Below are 14,334 nucleotides of genomic sequence, written 5' to 3' on the forward strand. Positions count from 1 at the left end.
CTTTTATTTCTTGCTATTTACTACGCGATTTAAGTAGTCATTGGATGTTTTCTCCCTCAAAAGAGAACCCGTTAACTAACCCCTGGATCTCCCTTTTTTAAGTTATTTAATTTGTAGACGTTAATTTAATTAAGTCCTTTCTGATAATATTCCTTCATCACTTCACTCGGAACCATATTTCCACCAGTTCCCCATACAATATGTGATCCACTTTCCATTTTTTCCTGTAATTTATGTTTCGTTACGTATTCTTGACCATCCGGGTGGGAATGAAGCTGAATCGGCCCATAAAAACCAGCAAGTGCAGATGGCTCAAGGTAAATATTTTCCTGATCTGCAAGTGTTCGGAGGAAAGAATAGAGTCTCTCGTCTTGAATGGTATAGCAGCCGCTCAGCTGATGACCAATCATGTTTCCAACAAAACTCGAAGGTCTGCCAACTGCTAATCCATCAGCATCTGTTATATTATCAATACCAAGCTCCTGTACTGAAATTTTATCTTGTAACCCTGTCATCTGACCGATCAAAAAACATGGTGAGTGTGTCGGTTCTGCAAAAAAGCAATGAACATGTTCACCAAATTCCATTTTTAGACCATACGTTATTCCCCCGGGTCCTCCACCTACTCCACAAGGCAGATATACAAATAACGGATGTTCCGCGTTAACCGAAATATTCATTTCATCAAGCTGCTGTTTTAATCTTGAAGCCGCTACAGCATAACCTAAAAAGAGATCCTTAGAGTTTTCATCATCAATAAAATAACAAGTAGGGTCCGAAGCTGCCTGTTTTCGTCCCTCTTCGACTGCTTTACTATAGTCTGACTGATACTCTACAACCTTTACTCCCTTGCTCCTTAATAAGTCTTTTTTCCACTGTTTTGCGTCTGCGGACATATGTACAGTTGCTTTAAAACCTAAACGAGCACTTATGATTCCGATACTTAAACCCAAATTACCTGTTGAACCAACCGCAATCGAAAATTGGAAGAAAAATTGTTTAAATCTTGGCTTATCTAAATCTGCATAGGAATCAGAAATGGAAAGCATATCGTGTTCTATGGCAAGTTTTTCTGCGTGTTTCAATACTTCATAGATTCCGCCTCTCGCCTTTATGGAACCAGATATAGGCAAGTGACTATCACACTTCAATAGGAGCTTGCCTTTTATATCAATCTCATAATCTTTTTCCAGAACCCTTTTCATTTTTGGAATTTCAATAAGAGGAGACTCGATGATTCCTTTAGCTGGAGTCGTCTCAGGAAATGCTTTTTCAATGAATGGAGCAAACCTTTTTAAACGTTCTGAAGCATCTACAATGTCCTCTTTACTCAATGAGGCATTATGGTTGTTCGAGGTATCATTTTTATTTATCCAGAACACTTCATTTGTTTTTATTATTTCATTTAGAAGTGGATAGTCTTCTATCCATTCTTCAATTCTTTTTCCTTCGATTACCTTGTTCATTATTATTGATTACCTCCTTCTTAGGGTTAAGGTAAAGATATTATGAAACTTCTAATACTTACTTTAATTTTATCAGTTATAAGAAAAGTAAAAAAGCAAGGGGACAGACCCGGGTCTGTCCCCTTACATTTTTTATTATGAAACCACTACGACGATTGTCTCGTCTTACTGTCGGATGTGCATCATAAGGAGGCTAGCTTTCTTGAAAAATGAAAGATTGAGGGATTCCATAAGTATAGATGGAATGAGTAATGCCGACGCCATCCTCTACTTAATGAGTCTACATGTTCGTCAAGAATTGGCAACAGTCGGAAGCTATCACGCAGGATATTTTTGTAACAATGTTTGCCGAACTTGATACATTTCGTATAGATGATACATCTCTGCGGAGATGGGTTTATTCGATCGCGATCCGAAAAACAAAAAAACATATGGATAGCTGGACGTATCGCAAACAGAAGTTTATGGGGAAACCCAATTCGTCTGTTCGTAAAAATAAATCCGTGTCTGAAGATCGATTGTTGTACGATGTGGTTCTGGATTTGCCGATTAAATATCGTGAAATGATTGTCCTTCATTTTTATTGTCAGTTTTCAGTAGAGGAAATTAGCCAGTTGTTAAAATTGAGGCATTCCAAAGTAACGTTACGGCTAAATCAAGGAAAAAAACTGATGCAAAAATCCCTTGAGACACTAGGAGGTGAGTTTTCATGGGAGATCACCTGAACCGAATGAAAAAAATTATGGATGAACATATTTCTTTGGGTTCTGTATTTACCGAAAAAGATGAACAGAATATTTTACGTAAAATTCACGAGCATAAGAAACTGCCTGTTTCGAAAAAGCGTCCCTTCATTCCCGCTTTATTAACGGTGGCATTGTTTGCAGGTCTAGTGTTGTTTACTTACTCTTTCTTTGAAACATCTATAGAATCTAATCAGCAAGCAGTTCATGATAAAACTGATAAAACAAAAAAAACTGAGAATGAAGTTAAAGTAGAAACAAAAGATGAGTCTAAAGCTACTCCTATTGATCCAGTTATTTATTTTAGTGATCCTAAAGGTGAAGTGGTCATAAATAAAGAAACGAACACTCTTAAAATTTCAGGAAGTGTGACGAATCCAGCAAATGAATTAAGTCCCCAATATGCTGTTAAAGTTAATATCTTAAACCCAAAGTTAGAAGGATCTCTGCAGGAATTAGAAATTCGATTTAAGGATGCCCAATATGCTAATACGGGAGCAGGATCCACTAATAAATTTTGGGAAGAGGTACCGCTTTTAAAAGAAATATCAAAGTCTGATCTTGAGAACCAAGTACAAATCTCATTCACGATAGATAAGAAGGTTGTTAAGACACATATTATTGAAAACATTAAAGTGATTGATGAACCACCTGTCGAAAAACAGACGATGAGAATAGAAGAAATAAAAGAAAAGTTAGCTCGAGGAATGACTCAGGAAGAAATTCAAGCACAATTTGGAAATAAGTACACAGAAGTTAGAGGCGCAATGGATAATCAAAACTTATGGCGCTTCGATATCGGTGCAGATCCAAGTTACAATTATCAGGCAGATGATCGGATCACAGATTCCATTGATAACAAAGGGTTATTAAATGGAACAGTTGACACTATTTTATTTGTTGAATGGGATGAGAACTTAAAAGTAAACAGCTTTAGTTTTTATAACATGCTGCAATACGGTTATATGTATAGTTATCACGTTCTGGAAGATGGACAGGTAAAAGAAGATCATAAAAATTCTGGTGGTATATATGATTAATAATAATCGGTAGAAAAAGCTGGCTCTTAAAGCCAGCTCTTTATGTATGTCCACGTGAGGTGGAAAAACAAGATATTTGTATTTGTTTGGGGTCAGTCCCCAAACAATTTAGTGGTAAAATTATACTTATATTCTATAATAATGAAACTTGTGGCGCGATTGGGTCGTCTTACTTCTGGAAAGGCAATTGTAAGGGGGTTGTTAAGTGAAAAATCAGGGGTTAAAGGAAAATGTCAGCATTGCGGGGATGAGTAACGATGATGCGATTGTTTTCCTTATGAGAACATACGGGGAAGAAATAAAACGTCTTGTGTATACGTTCGTTAAGAACTGGCAGCAGGCAGAAGACATTACTCAAGATGTTTTTGTTACGTTATATACAAAGCTTGATACCTTTCGGGGAGATTCAGCTGTGCGAAGCTGGATTTACTCGATTGCTATAAACAGGTCTAAGGATTTTTTAAAGAGCTGGAGTTACAGAAAGTTGGCCTTCACAGATAAATTTATGAATGATCGAAAAGATAGTGCGCATTCAGCTGAAGATGGAGTCCTTACTAATAGTGAAGATCAGCTCTTATACCAAGCCGTACTCTCGCTATCTATTAAATATCGTGAAGTTATTTTATTACACTACTATAAAGATTTCTCTATTCGTGAAATATGTGATCTTCTTTCAATGAATGAGTCCACGGTTAAAACGCGCTTAAGTCGTGCAAGGAAGCTGCTGCAAGAGCAATACCTCGAACTTGGAGGTGAGAGATAATGGAGAATCGCCTTCATCACTTAAATAAAATCATAGACAATGAAATGTCTAAAACACCGGTATTTACCGAGAAAGATGAACAAAATGTTTTAGCCGCCATTAAAAGTACTCCACCTACAAGAATGGCAAACAAGAAGAAAACAGTGGTCCCTAAACTTTTAACTGCTGCACTATTTGCTGGAATTATCTTCACTTCCTACACTGTGATTGATAATTATTTGACACCTGAAACAGCGATAAAGGAAAAAAAGCCTGAAACGAGATATGCCCAGGAGTTTACACAGGCTTCAAGCAAGATCACTTATGACGTAAGTACCCGTGAGCTAACAATTGAAGGTACTGTTAAAAATACTACTAATTTTAATAGTGAACCATTCCAAGCTAGAGTTAACGTCTTGAAGAACGACTTATCTACAGATTTAGGTACAAATAGTCTTAATCTTGATGTCCCATCAAACAATGTGTTAAGCCCTGATGAACCTTATTCATTTGAAAAAGTGATCAATCTCGACTTAGGAATTGTTGATGAAAACACGTTTAAGGATGCTATTCAAATTGAGATATTCAGCAAAACAAAAACATTAACTTCTTTTGTCATCACTAATGTTGAATACAAGATACCTCATGGTGAAAAGCCAGTAGAAGAAAATGAAGTTACATCTGAAAAAGATACCACAAATGCTAAAGATAAACCTGAAGAATCCGTGATAGGAACTAAACCAGAGCAAGATGAAGGAAAAAATCAAGCTAACCCCATTGTGAAAGAAGATGAGATCCCTGAACCTTCTTTGGCTGAACTTGAGCAATTATACGGTAAGAAAAAAACACCATTTGGGAATGTTCCTGTTGAAGGACGTGTACAGAATCAAACCTTTTATTTAAATGGTATAACCCTAGGAATGACAAAGGAAGAAACTCTTCAAATCCTCGGACCATACGACAAATTTAGTAAAGATAAGACAAATAAGGAAGATCCGTCATCCGCACAGTGGAAGATGGTAACAGCAGACAAGAATTCAATAAAGAATGATTCTGAGTTCAGTATTGTTTATAACGCCGATCAAAAGGTGAATTATATTAGCTTCTTTACTCTCCATAATTCATATGTGGAGGAATGGGAAAAAGCATTGGGAGAACCTTATCATGTAACAGAATATGGGGAGACTTTCTATTATTTTAAAGAAACGAAACAAATGTTATCTCTTGATGCCGTTTACTATGATTACGGATACAATCATTACGATGTCACATTATGGCATGAAGAGAATCCCGAGGAATATAAGAACGCGGTTGATTGATTTTCGCCCAAAAACATCCCCCAAATTCACTATTAAAAGTGAATTTGGGGGTTTTAGTGTTAAAAGACTATCTATTTTTTATAATTAAATTTATTTTACCCCCAGGAATTCTTGTGATTGAAGGGCATTTTTATATTCCGTTTTTAGTTCGTCCACAACCTCTTTAATTGTGGACACTTTTTTAATGCTCCCTACCCCCTGACCAGCTGACCAGATATCTTTCCATGCTTTTGCTTTTGACTCAGAAAAAGATAAATCCACCTCTTTTTTCTTAAGATTTTCTATATCAAATCCCGCTTTTTGTAAGGAAGGCAGAAGATAGTTACCATTAATTCCGCTTATTGCATCTGTATAGATGAGATCTTCCAATGTCGATTCAATCAGCATCTGTCTGTATTCTTCACTAGCAGATGATTCTTCTGTTGCGATAAAACGGGTACCCATATAAACCAAGTCTGCTCCAAGAATTTTGGCCGCTAATATCTCTTCACCCGTAGAAATTGCGCCTGCTAGAATCGTTATGCCATCCCAGAACTCTTTTACTGCTTTTAAAAATGCAAATGGATTTAACGTTCCCCCATGACCTCCTGCCCCGCTGCATACTAAGATCAACCCATCGATTCCAGTTTTGGCAGCTTTACGTGCATGATCTAGTGAGATAACATCAGAGAAAACAAGTCCGCCGTAGCTATGAACGATTTTCGCTACATCACTAGGATTACCGAGTGATGTTATCACAACAGGCGGTTCATATTTTTTTATTAACTCTAAGTCTTCTTCAAATCTTTTATTTGTCCGATGTACGATTAAATTGACACCCCAAGGAGCGATTTTCGCAGCTGGATTCTCTTGTTGTACTTGTTTAAGTTCTTCTGAAATACGAATCATCCAGTTTTCTAAAAGTTCCGATGTTCGTGCATTTAATAGAGGAAACGTACCGATAATTCCATTTTTGCAGCTTTCAATTACCATATCAGGACTTGATACTAAAAACATGGGAGCATTAATAACAGGTAATGCGAGTGGGTTCGACAGGCTTAATGGCAATTTATTTAACATATTCCTTCATCCTTTCAATAAAGAAACTTAAATTCTATCTTTAACTTCCACAATCCCCTCACCAATCCTTTAATTTTAATTTATAGGGGTAGTAATATTTTTCTAACATTACATTTATATTACAGCCATTTTCTGACAACATTTTCTTATTTGCTTGTATATAATCAATTTGTGTTAGGGAATTTTACCTACCTATCCTTCAGACAAGGGCAAACATTCTCGAAAGAAATGGGCGCAAAGCCACGGGTCTAAGGCTACTGCTAAGATCGCCGGGTTACCTGAACAAAATAGCTTATCTGGAGGGATTTTTTAGTGGAGAATACTTCAACGTTGGATCGAGAGTGGATTGAATTGATGAAAGAAGCTAGAGATCACGGTTTCACTAAAGAAGAAATAATCACTTTTTTAAAGAACCCCCAATTAATAATGGCTGAATATCTTTTGGAAAATATTAAGTAGTAAACAGGACTTAGATTTTATTTACTTCCCTATTGTAAGAAGATATAATAAAGGCAAATTCTACTTAAATGGGGATTGCGATGATGATTGGTGAACGAGTTAAAAAATACCGAACTGAAAAAGGCCTCTCCATTACAGCTTTAGCTGATAAAGCAGGGGTAGCTAAATCGTACATAAGTGCATTAGAACGTAATATTCAACAGAATCCATCTATTCAGCTTCTTGAAAAGATTGCGGATGTATTGAATATTTCTGTAGATCACTTAATCAAACCTGAAGTTGACACGCAAAACCTGGACCAGGAATGGGCCGATCTTGTTAAAGAAGCCATGGGTTCCGGTGTAAGTAAAGAACAATTTAAAGAGTTCCTTGAATTTAATAAATGGAAAAACAAACAAAATTAAAGTAGCCACCAGATAATGAGATCTAGTGGCTTTTTCGTTGATCTTTTTTGGATGTCTTCGTGGAAAGAACAAAAGGAGGATTTGTCTTTTTATGGGGTCAGACCCGGGTCTGACCCCATGTCGAAAAACCATGTTTCATGCCTCTTCATTAAGGGTAAAAGATAAGGGTGTTTGTTATTTTTTGAGCCTATGGAGGATTTGCTGATGAATAAGACGCCGAATGAATTATTTGATACTCAAAAAAATGTAGATATAAATGGTTCTTCTTTTAAATGGGATACGTCCAAAGGTGTCTTCCAATTTGAAGGCGGAGACGTCATGCTGTTTTGGATCGATTCTGCGTTTAAAGTTTTCCTGGATTCTATTGAGGAAATTACGGGCGAAGGTACAGCTGACCTGGTTTTTGAAACGGCTGGCTATCGAACTGGATTGGTAGTAAGTGATTTTTATAAGAATACGATTGGCGATATTAAAAATTCGATAGAAGCTCTACCGAACATATATGTAACAGCCGGCTGGGGCAAAACATTTATAGATGTAGACTTAGAAAAGAAAGAAGCTGTTATTACAATATCGAACAGCTGGGAAATAAAAGTTAAAAAAGCACAAGGCAGCAAACGTATGGGGCGCTTCTTACCTGGTCACTGGGCTGGTGTTTTCACAGGGTTGTTTGACTCGTATATGTGGTATGAAGTATTAAAAGAAGAATCTACTGATGATTTGTTAAAAATAAAAGTTTATGAATCTGCTATTACACCAAGCGATAACATCCGTGACCTTGTCCAGCGTGAAGAACAAAATGAAATCATGAAGCTCGAGGCGATGGTTGAGAATCGTACAAGAGAACTCACTGATTTGATAAGAGAAATTTCCTCACCCATCATACCGGTAACTGATCATATTGTAGTTATTCCGTTGATTGGTAAATATAATGAACTGCGTTCCAAAGATATGTTGGAGCATACACTTACGGCGTTGCCGAAGCACCGAGCGAAGTTTGTGATTTTAGATTTAACCGGTATTAAATCCATTGATTCTGAAATGATAGATATGCTAAATAAACTCGTTTCTTCTGCCCGATTGTTCGGAATGGAAACGCTGCTCGTAGGCATCTCACCAGAGTTGAGTATGGAAGTGACGAAACACCAATATTCCCTTGGAGACAGTACTTATTTCAGAAACCTGAAGCATGCGATTCATTTTGCTTTTGCTAAAGAAGGCATGTTCATTCAAGAACCGAATCAGCCTTAATAATATATTGTGATAGCCACGCTGAGATTAAACTCGGCGTGGCTTTTATTTTGTAGCATTTATAAGGTATTCACCATTCTTGTCCACCTGAAATGAACAAAAACGGTGAATGTATTTGTCTGGGGACAGACCCCGGGTCTGTCCCCAGATGTCCCAATTTCTTTAAACCTCAACATTCGTCTATGCAACTTGTCTCTACCTACATATGATATATAGAAACCGAAGTCAGAGATAAGAAATCGGTTATCATTCTGTGAGGTGAATTATTAATGTGTTTTAAATGTGGAGATTTTGACCACTGCAAGTTCGACAAAAAACGTGACAAACACGACTTCTGTGACAGGAAGAAAGACGACAAAAAGAAGAGAAAGCATGACTGGAAATGTGAATCTTCTTCCTCATCTAGTTCCGACCACCGCAAGAAGGACAAAAAGAAGAAACACGACTGGAAATGTGAATCTTCTTCATCTTCTTCCTCATCTAGCTCCGAGCACTTCAAGTGCAAGAAGTCCAGAAAGAAGAAGCGCAGACACGATTGCTGTAATCGCAGACACGATTGCTTCGATCCTTGGGCAAAAATCTTGTTCTGTTAAAAAAAAGGAGTCCGAAGTTATCGGGCTCCTTTTCCTTTTATAAGTTACAGACGTTTTGTTCCAATATAACGAGGCTTCCAGTATGAGTTACTCATCTCAGAAATCGTTACACCTGTTGATGAACCGGCATGGATGAACTTACCGTTACCAATGTAGATTCCCATATGAGATGCACCTGGTTCGTAAGTTTCAAAGAATACGAGATCTCCCACTGCTTGGCTGTATACTTTGTAACCCGTGTTAGCCCACATATCCTTAACGGTTCTTGGCAGATAGATGTTATGAGAGTTTCTAAATACATAATTGATATACCCTGAGCAGTCGAATCCATCAGGGCTTGTCCCGCCCCACTTATAAGGCGTCCCTACATAACGCTTTGCATAATCTACTAGATAGGAGTTGTTAACGTTATAGACTCCTAGCTTGTTAAACGTGTTGCGTCCTGCAACACCATCTGCTGTTAAACCTTTTGCTCGCTGAAAGCTCATAACCGCACTCTTTGTATAAGAACCGTAATAAGTAGTCGGCGATCCGCTATATGTAAAATAACCTTTATCGCGCAATATTGTTTGAAGTGTTTTTACATCTGAATGTGTCATTGTAGGACGAAGTGTTTGATCTCCGATGTTTGCGAAAGCTTGTACTGGCGACAATAATAAAGCCGTTCCTATAACTGATGTTGCTATCCATTTTTTCATAATATATCCCTAACCCCTTTTATTTTCCAAGTAATCTATTATTATCCTACTATAGAAAAAGGGAGTTGTGTTTTACGCTTGCATTACGAAAAATAGGTAAAACGCCCTCTTGCAAAATTATATTTTCAATAAATATTCTATTGTCTTTTTTCAAGGTTCTTAGTTAGGTTTAGGTCGTATATAATATCCATCCAGCTCCGCAAGACCTTCTCGTAACAAAATTTCTTCAATATCTAAACTATTATTTCTAAAATAGTGACTCCCATTTAACATAAAGGCTTCACCACAACTTGTAGCTGTGATGGTAAATGTAGAATATGAGTATTCATAATCGTCCCCAGAAATTGAACCAGAAACGCCAGTATGAACACAATTATCATTTATTTTCACTTTGTTCCCTAGTTCATCTATATAATAGTACTTATTTTCAATGATTCCTTCACTTTCTGGTAGTGAAGTAATTCCATAACCTTGTTCATTTACATTTATTACTTTGTAATCGTCAATTTTTTGGGGTTCAGGAGCATGTTTTATATTATGTAAAATAGTAATTTCACCTTCATAACCCTTTGGAATTAAATAATAATCATGGGTTTCCTTTTCGGAAATATCAACTAATTTAAAAGTAAAATACATTGCAAAAGTTACTACAAGAATTAGAAACATCCCATTTAATATTAAATCCTTTTTACCTAATCGCTCACTATTTTTACTTAGCCACTCGTCTGTTAACAAAAAGAGAACCGCACATGCTATAGCGTAAATGCTTAATCCTCCAATTATAAAGTAAGTTAAAAATGCAAAGAAAATATGTAATAAGGTTGAGAATGCAAACCGATATTTAGTAAATTTTTTTGTCAATTTATCACTTAAAATGGAAACAGGTATTGCATACATAAAATTTCCTGTTAAAACAAAAAAGGAAACTATTAAAATAGTAAATAATTCACTAGTAAAACCAGATAAGATAAGAATTAATAAAGCGTAAATTCCTACAAACAAAATTGTAGTATAAAATGCTACATTTATTTTTCTGAAAAGGTTATCACCCATAACTCAACCACCTCTTGCATGTGAATTACTTCACATAAAGTATACCTTTTTTAAACAATATATAATATAAAAAACCCACCTAATAAAGGTAGGTTCTAATATAATTTATTAACCAACAATCTCACCCAGCGTCTCAGCAAAATTCTTCGACTGTGCAATCGAACCAAACTGACGGACTTTTTGTTTCGATCCATAAAAGAGCAGCTCACCTTCTTTTAATATCAAGAATGCGGTGCAGAGCGTTTCAAGCTCTTGTGCGTCATGACTGGAATAAAGGATCGTCTTCCCTTCATTCCCGAGCTGCCTAAGGTCATTCACGATTTCCTGTTTCGCTGAAATATCGATCCCCACTGTTGGTTCATCGAGAATCAGTATTTCAGGGTCATGCAGCATGGCAATTAAGATGTTGAGCTTACGCTGATTACCACCAGACAGGTGTTTTACTTTTTTATCAAGATGCTCGGCCAGTTTCCACTCTTCACAACGCCTCATCCAGCTTTCTTCAGATGAATTCTTAGCTAGCTTTGCAAAAAAGCGCAGGTTTTCTCTTGCTGTCAGCTCGTGATACACGGCGATCTCCTGTGGTACGTAACCAATTTTCTCGCGGATTTTTTTCGTTTCCTTTTTTGAATCCATTCCATCGATTCGAACAGTTCCCTTTGTTTCTCTCATAATCGTTGCGATGATTTTTAGAAGAGTAGACTTTCCAGCACCATTCGGACCAACAACGCCGACTGTTTCCCCTTTTTCGATATAAAAGTTTATTTCCTTCAGAACTTCTTTCCTGCCGAACTTTTTTGATAGATTTTCTGCTGTGATCAAGCGCTGTCACCTGCCTTTATTGTTGAAAGTCCGTATAGTATGATACTGATTCCGACAAAGACCCATGCAATCATGAGTGTTTCCTGATTTAATGCTGAGATGATCCAATATTGAGGTGTCCATTGGGCTGCTTTTTCTAAAAAGCTTGAAAGTTCGTCACTCGGGAAGAAAGTTCCGCTCAAAAGTGAAGTTGCCAGTACGACAAATAGTGTTACGGCTTGCCACGTTCGGTTAGAATGCACAAAGTAAGCAAACAAAAGGGATAAGGCATTCAAAAACAGCACATAGCCAAGCAATGCTACAATGGTCGAGGCATTCAAAACTAGTTCATCTTTCCACAAGCCGAAACCGATCAATAAAATCAGCAGCTCAACCTGAAGGATCAGTACGCCAAGCGCGTTTCCTCCCCAATAAAGTGAGAACCGGCCAACTGAATACGGAACCCGGGACCTCATGCCTGAATCACGGTCTTTGATCGGCCAGCTATTCCACAAAAAGCTGAACAGCATAAGAAGGACAAGCATTCCAGGTACATAAATGGAAGCCGAGCTATCCTCACTAGCTACTGCTTTTTCTTTTGTAGCACCGACTTTGTAATCGACGGTCATGAGCGGCACCGGATTCCAGTGTTTGTCACTGTATGCCCAAGCATCTTTCCAAACGGCAGCCTGCTCTTTCCCGTCCAGCTTTTCACTTTTTCCATATGTTTTTAAAACGGTGTTCGCACCATAAGAATTACTCGATAAACGCTTCACTTCACTCGCAAAAATCTCGCGTACGAGCCCGTGTGACAAGGTACTGGTTGAAAGCCACATCGTAACGAGTTCGTCCTCATCATTTTCTTGAATGTGTTCCATAAATCCTTCTGGTATTAAAAATCCGATCGCTGCTTTTTGGGTCTCGATTTCGTTACGTGCCTTATCCTGATTAACGATTCTAACCGCAATCGCAGGATTCTTGCTTACTCTTTCGATAACCGTTTTTGAATACTCCGATGTATCTTCATCTACGATTACAACCGGGATTTTCGTTGCATTTGCTGTTTTTTCAACAGACAGATCTAAGAAGCCGAGCAATAGCACAGGAATCACAAGCCCTGCCCAGCTCCAAGGACTTTGAAGCAATAGTTTTATACGTGTAAAGGCGATTGTCCAGACCATAGCAACCTCTTCTTTATTGTGATAATAAGGATTCCGAGAATCCAAAAAGCTATAGAAAATCCGATTAATATGCCGGCGAGACGCCAAGAACCTGTTCCTGAAAAGAGAGCTTCAACCAAACCGGTATGAGTGTGATGCATGAAATTTAAAAAACTTACGCTGCGCCATATTTCCGGCAAATATGATAACGGCAGTACACTCCCGCTTGTTGCTGTCACACCGACCACCAGCAAGATCCCCGCTCCCCACTTAGCACCGTTACGCTCAAAAAGCTCCTGACAAAGAGCAAATAATGAAGAAACCGCTAAACAGTAGGTTAGTAGAATTCCTGTTGCGAGCAAACTCCACGTGTTCGTTACTCTATAAAAAAGCAGAATCAACAGTGCGCTTTGAATGACAAGCAAAACAAATACAGACAAGATGTTGCCAAAAAAGAATACAGACGATCGAACACCTTGCAACGAAAGCCGTTCCCTCAATACCGTTTGTTCTCCTCTCGCCGTTAAGCTCATACCAAATAAGCCGCCGATTAAAAGCAGAATCAGCACACCTGACAAGCTGTAAAACTCAACAGGTGTGATTCCGCTGAACGCACTCAACGTCTCTGTTTCATAGATCTTGTTCCGGTTTAGGGCCTGCAGTGTAAAATCAGTAATAATCGCGTCACGGTAAGTCGCGAATTCCTCTGAACTCAGTCCCATTTTACGAAGATAATGGAAAGCTGCGTTTGCTCCGCTTTGCGCCGCAGAAATCAAATTGGCGTTTGACACCATCACTTGCTGCAGCAGTTCAGCTTGAAATGGGCGTTCCGGATTACCGATAACGGTGACGGGGATGTTTTTGCCGCGACGAATGCCGTTCGTAAAACCTTCAGGAACGATCACCATTCCTGCAATTTCGTTATCCGCCAGCATCTCACTCGCTGTTTTCCCGTCTGTTTTTTGAAAAGTAAGGACAGCTTGCAGCTCTTCTGATTCTTCGTATTGTTTCATTAATAATTTCGTTTCGAAGGTGTTATCTTCATCCACGATTGCAACGGCAAAGGGCTCCACCCATTGTTTATCTTCAATCAGCGGTTTCAGTCCCAAATACGTGATGCCTAGCAGCAAAAGAGGAAAAAGCATCATGGCAAACAGCGGAACCGGCTGCTTCAGCCAGCATTTTACCGTTAGATGGGCAATGAGTAACGTTTGCCTCATAAAATAATTCCTTTCGCTTAAGAGGTTTTGAGTATTCGTGAAGATTTCCGCTCCAGGCTGCTCGCTTTCCGCGGGGTGTGCGGTGAGCCACACCGGCGCTTTGCGCCAACAGGTGTCTCACCTGTCACACTAATCCCGCTGGAGTCTCACACCTTACGCTCCAATCTTCTATTCAACGAAGCATACCCACTAAATGTTCGGGAATAACAATCTTTTAGAAATAATAGTTTTAAAAAAGGACAAAGATCAACTTTATCTTAAGTTATCTCTGTCCTTCTTATTATATATGTTCTTTCACTATGTTTACTATTACTTGTCAACTAGGT

General features: G+C 38.2%; 15 protein-coding genes and 1 riboswitch. Of the genes, 8 read left to right on the plus strand and 7 right to left on the minus strand.

Annotated elements, in window-relative coordinates; translation table 11 throughout:
- Positions 1 to 125: 125 nt before the first annotated feature.
- Positions 126 to 1,466, minus strand: coding sequence for a D-serine ammonia-lyase (locus M3196_RS08195; protein WP_251321795.1), 1,341 nt, complete (start codon positions 1,464 to 1,466; stop codon positions 126 to 128).
- A gap of 284 nt (positions 1,467 to 1,750) precedes the next feature.
- Here M3196_RS08195 and M3196_RS08200 point away from each other — a divergent pair, with 284 nt between their 5' ends.
- From M3196_RS08200 to M3196_RS08215, 4 genes are all read left to right on the plus strand, one after another.
- Positions 1,751 to 2,191, plus strand: coding sequence for a sigma factor-like helix-turn-helix DNA-binding protein (locus M3196_RS08200; protein ID WP_251321796.1), 441 nt, complete (start codon positions 1,751 to 1,753; stop codon positions 2,189 to 2,191).
- The gene (locus M3196_RS08205) at positions 2,176 to 3,249 is read left to right on the plus strand and encodes a hypothetical protein (RefSeq protein WP_251321797.1); all 1,074 of its coding nucleotides are present in this window, start codon (positions 2,176 to 2,178) and stop codon (positions 3,247 to 3,249) included. The genes M3196_RS08200 and M3196_RS08205 overlap by 16 nt, the downstream gene beginning before the upstream one ends.
- A 205-nt stretch (positions 3,250 to 3,454) precedes the next feature.
- Entirely contained in the window at positions 3,455 to 4,012 is a 558-nt protein-coding gene (locus M3196_RS08210) for a sigma-70 family RNA polymerase sigma factor (RefSeq protein WP_251321798.1), read from the plus strand.
- Positions 4,012 to 5,310: a hypothetical protein gene (locus M3196_RS08215; protein WP_251321799.1), complete on the plus strand. Its 1,299-nt coding sequence runs from the start codon at positions 4,012 to 4,014 to the stop codon at positions 5,308 to 5,310. The genes M3196_RS08210 and M3196_RS08215 overlap by 1 nt, the downstream gene beginning before the upstream one ends.
- 90 nt (positions 5,311 to 5,400) lie before the next feature.
- Here the strand turns inward: M3196_RS08215 and M3196_RS08220 are convergent, their stop codons facing one another.
- Positions 5,401 to 6,369: an NAD(P)H-dependent flavin oxidoreductase gene (locus M3196_RS08220; protein ID WP_251321800.1), complete on the minus strand. Its 969-nt coding sequence runs from the start codon at positions 6,367 to 6,369 to the stop codon at positions 5,401 to 5,403.
- A 198-nt stretch (positions 6,370 to 6,567) separates the two neighbouring features.
- Positions 6,568 to 6,651, plus strand: a riboswitch (cyclic di-GMP riboswitch).
- Between the two features lie 30 nt (positions 6,652 to 6,681).
- Between M3196_RS08220 and M3196_RS08225 the strand changes: the two genes are divergently transcribed.
- From M3196_RS08225 to M3196_RS08240, 4 genes are all read left to right on the plus strand, one after another.
- Positions 6,682 to 6,828, plus strand: coding sequence for an anti-repressor SinI family protein (locus M3196_RS08225; protein ID WP_251321801.1), 147 nt, complete (start codon positions 6,682 to 6,684; stop codon positions 6,826 to 6,828).
- Between the two features lie 83 nt (positions 6,829 to 6,911).
- The gene (locus M3196_RS08230; RefSeq protein ID WP_251321802.1) at positions 6,912 to 7,232 is read left to right on the plus strand and encodes a helix-turn-helix domain-containing protein; all 321 of its coding nucleotides are present in this window, start codon (positions 6,912 to 6,914) and stop codon (positions 7,230 to 7,232) included.
- A gap of 204 nt (positions 7,233 to 7,436) precedes the next feature.
- Positions 7,437 to 8,483 carry an STAS domain-containing protein gene (locus M3196_RS08235; RefSeq protein ID WP_251321803.1) on the plus strand — a complete coding sequence of 349 codons (1,047 nt, stop codon included), beginning with the start codon at positions 7,437 to 7,439 and terminating at the stop codon, positions 8,481 to 8,483.
- A 282-nt stretch (positions 8,484 to 8,765) separates the two neighbouring features.
- The gene (locus M3196_RS08240) at positions 8,766 to 9,119 is read left to right on the plus strand and encodes a hypothetical protein (protein WP_251321804.1); all 354 of its coding nucleotides are present in this window, start codon (positions 8,766 to 8,768) and stop codon (positions 9,117 to 9,119) included.
- Between the two features lies 1 nt (position 9,120).
- Here the strand turns inward: M3196_RS08240 and M3196_RS08245 are convergent, their stop codons facing one another.
- From M3196_RS08245 to M3196_RS08265, 5 genes are all read right to left on the minus strand, one after another.
- Positions 9,121 to 9,774, minus strand: a complete 654-nt coding sequence (locus M3196_RS08245; protein ID WP_251321805.1) for an NlpC/P60 family protein — start codon at positions 9,772 to 9,774, stop codon at positions 9,121 to 9,123.
- Positions 9,775 to 9,933: 159 nt separating this feature from the next.
- On the minus strand, positions 9,934 to 10,827 hold the full coding sequence (locus tag M3196_RS08250) for a DUF6843 domain-containing protein (protein ID WP_251321806.1): 894 nt from the start codon (positions 10,825 to 10,827) through the stop codon (positions 9,934 to 9,936).
- A gap of 108 nt (positions 10,828 to 10,935) precedes the next feature.
- Positions 10,936 to 11,649, minus strand: coding sequence for an ABC transporter ATP-binding protein (locus M3196_RS08255; protein ID WP_251321807.1), 714 nt, complete (start codon positions 11,647 to 11,649; stop codon positions 10,936 to 10,938).
- On the minus strand, positions 11,646 to 12,809 hold the full coding sequence (locus M3196_RS08260) for an ABC transporter permease (protein ID WP_251321808.1): 1,164 nt from the start codon (positions 12,807 to 12,809) through the stop codon (positions 11,646 to 11,648). Before M3196_RS08260 ends, M3196_RS08255 begins: the two co-directional genes overlap by 4 nt.
- A complete protein-coding gene (locus M3196_RS08265; RefSeq protein WP_251321809.1) occupies positions 12,779 to 14,008 on the minus strand; it encodes an ABC transporter permease in 1,230 nt (409 codons plus the stop codon). Before M3196_RS08265 ends, M3196_RS08260 begins: the two co-directional genes overlap by 31 nt.
- Positions 14,009 to 14,334 lie beyond the last annotated feature (326 nt).

The sequence above is a fragment of the Fictibacillus nanhaiensis genome, assembly GCF_023715445.1.
Lineage (GTDB): Bacteria > Bacillota > Bacilli > Bacillales > Fictibacillaceae > Fictibacillus > Fictibacillus nanhaiensis_D.